This is a genomic window from Mesorhizobium sp. M8A.F.Ca.ET.202.01.1.1, assembly GCF_004791595.1.
GTDB lineage: Bacteria > Pseudomonadota > Alphaproteobacteria > Rhizobiales > Rhizobiaceae > Mesorhizobium.
Map to the genome: position 1 here is coordinate 96,257 of NZ_SRUN01000009.1, position 2,500 is coordinate 98,756.

At 54.9% G+C, this 2,500-nt stretch carries 1 tRNA gene and 2 rRNA genes (1 of these 3 only partly in view); all 3 read right to left on the minus strand.

The features are described 5' to 3' along the window. Window positions 1-272: 272 nt before the first annotated feature. Window positions 273-349 (minus strand) — tRNA-Met (locus EN845_RS19975). Window positions 350-527: 178 nt separating this feature from the next. After that, window positions 528-642, minus strand: a 5S ribosomal RNA gene (gene rrf, locus EN845_RS19980). Window positions 643-845: 203 nt separating this feature from the next. Then, window positions 846-2,500: ribosomal RNA gene (locus tag EN845_RS19985) — 23S ribosomal RNA — on the minus strand (it continues 1,155 nt past the right edge of the window).

The following is a 2,500-nucleotide window of genomic DNA, read 5'->3' on the forward strand; positions in this document are numbered from 1 at the left end:
TAGCCAGGGTTTGTGTTTGTTGTCCTGGTGGTTGGCTGCCGTCTTTGCGTGCTGATGATGGCTAAGATCGATGGCGGCTGGTTCGAACGCAAAACGGCCCTCCGGGTTTGATTCTGGCGGGCGTTTTAATTTGGTTTTGGGGATAGGATTTGAGTTATCGGTCCTGCGGCGTCGGCTTTGCCTCCTTGCGGGCCGCTGATGACAGGTTAAGATCGGCGGGCCACGACAGCAAAATACAAAAGAGCCCGCACGATGGCGGGCTCATTTGTATTTGGTTGCGGGGACAGGATTTGAACCTGTGACCTTCAGGTTATGAGCCTGACGAGCTACCGGGCTGCTCCACCCCGCGCCACCGATTTGCAAGCGAGAGCTTGCGAGAGGTTTGTCCGCCAAATGAAAGGGCCGCTTACGCGGCCCGTGTTTCCCGTTGGCGGGCCATGTTCAGAGAAGATTTCATCGCCTCGACCCAAAAACCGGCTTCGATTTTTGGAAAGTAGGATGTGACACATAAAACGTGCGTTTAGCAGACCTGGCAGCGACCTACTCTCCCGCGTCTTGAGACGAAGTACCATCAGCGCTGGAGCGTTTCACGGCCGAGTTCGGAATGGGATCGGGTGCAGCCGCTCCGCCATAACCACCAGGTCGGCAAAACGCACGTTATTCGAGAAGCTGTTTTTTGTGCCTTTGGAGTTCTTTTAGCCTGGCGCCTTTCGAAGCGAAGCTTCGCAAGGTCGACCGACCGTCGGCGCTTGTGCGCCGCACCCACGTAGCGCCGCCCGCAGGGCGGAACAAGCGTGAGTGAGAACAAACCATCTGACGAAGTCAGATGGACATAAGGAATGAGAACGATCAAGCCGATCGAACTATTAGTACCGGTAAGCTTCAAGCGTTGCCGCTCTTCCACACCCGGCCTATCAACGTGGTCGTCTTCCACGGTTCTCAGGGAATACTCGTTTTAAGGTGGGTTTCCCGCTTAGATGCCTTCAGCGGTTATCCCGTCCGGATATAGCTACCCTGCTATGCGGCTGGCGCCACAACAGGTCCACCAGAGATCCGTCCATCCCGGTCCTCTCGTACTAGGGACAGATCCTTTCAATATTCCTACACCCACGGCAGATAGGGACCGAACTGTCTCACGACGTTCTGAACCCAACTCACGTACCGCTTTAAATGGCGAACAGCCATACCCTTGGGACCTGCTCCAGCCCCAGGATGCGATGAGTCGACATCGAGGTGCCAAACAACCCCGTCGATATGGACTCTTGGGGGTCATCAGCCTGTTATCCCCGGCGTACCTTTTATCCGTTGAGCGATGGCCCTTCCACGCGGGACCACCGGATCACTATGACCGACTTTCGTCTCTGCTCGACTTGTCAGTCTCGCAGTCAGGCAGGCTTATGCCATTGCACTCAGCGAACGATTTCCGACCGTTCTGAGCCCACCATCGCGCGCCTCCGTTACTCTTTAGGAGGCGACCGCCCCAGTCAAACTACCCACCATACATTGTCCCGGACCCGGATAACGGGCCGCGGTTAGACATCCATAGTAATAAGGGTGGTATTTCAAGGGTGGCTCCACCTGAGCTGGCGCCCAGGTTTCAAAGCCTACCACCTATCCTACACATGCCACTACGAATGCCAATGTAAAGCTATAGTAAAGGTGCACGGGGTCTTTCCGTCTAACCGCAGGAACCCCGCATCTTCACGGGGAATTCAATTTCACTGAGTCTATGCTGGAGACAGCGGGGAAGTCGTTACGCCATTCGTGCAGGTCGGAACTTACCCGACAAGGAATTTCGCTACCTTAGGACCGTTATAGTTACGGCCGCCGTTTACTGGGGCTTCGATTCAGAGCTTGCACCCCTCCTCTTAACCTTCCAGCACCGGGCAGGCGTCAGACCCTATACGTCGTCTTGCGACTTCGCAGAGCCCTGTGTTTTTGATAAACAGTCGCTACCCCCTGGTCTGTGCCACCCTCCTCCACTTGCGTGGAAAAGGGTCACGCTTCTTCCGAAGTTACGCGTGCAATTTGCCGAGTTCCTTCAGCATAGTTCTCTCAAGCGCCTTGGTATACTCTACCAGACCACCAGTGTCGGTTTCGGGTACGGTTTATAAGGAGGAGCTATTTCCTGGAACCACGCAGCAGCCCGTTCAATCCGATAAGATTGGACTACCTCAATGATCCGTCACTACCTCCAAGCCCACGAATATTAACGTGGTTCCCATCGACTACGCGTTTCCGCCTCGTCTTAGGGGCCGGCTAACCCTGCTCAGATTAGCTTTAAGCAGGAACCCTTGGTCTTTCGGCGGGGGAGTCTCTCACTCCCCTTACGTTACTCATGTCAGCATTCGCACTTCTGATACCTCCACCACCCCTCACGGGTATGGCTTCATCAGCTTACAGAACGCTCCGCTACCGCTCGTATTGCTACGAACCCTAAGCTTCGGTGTATGGCTTTAGCCCCGTTACATTTTCGGCGCAAAGACCCTTATTTAGACCA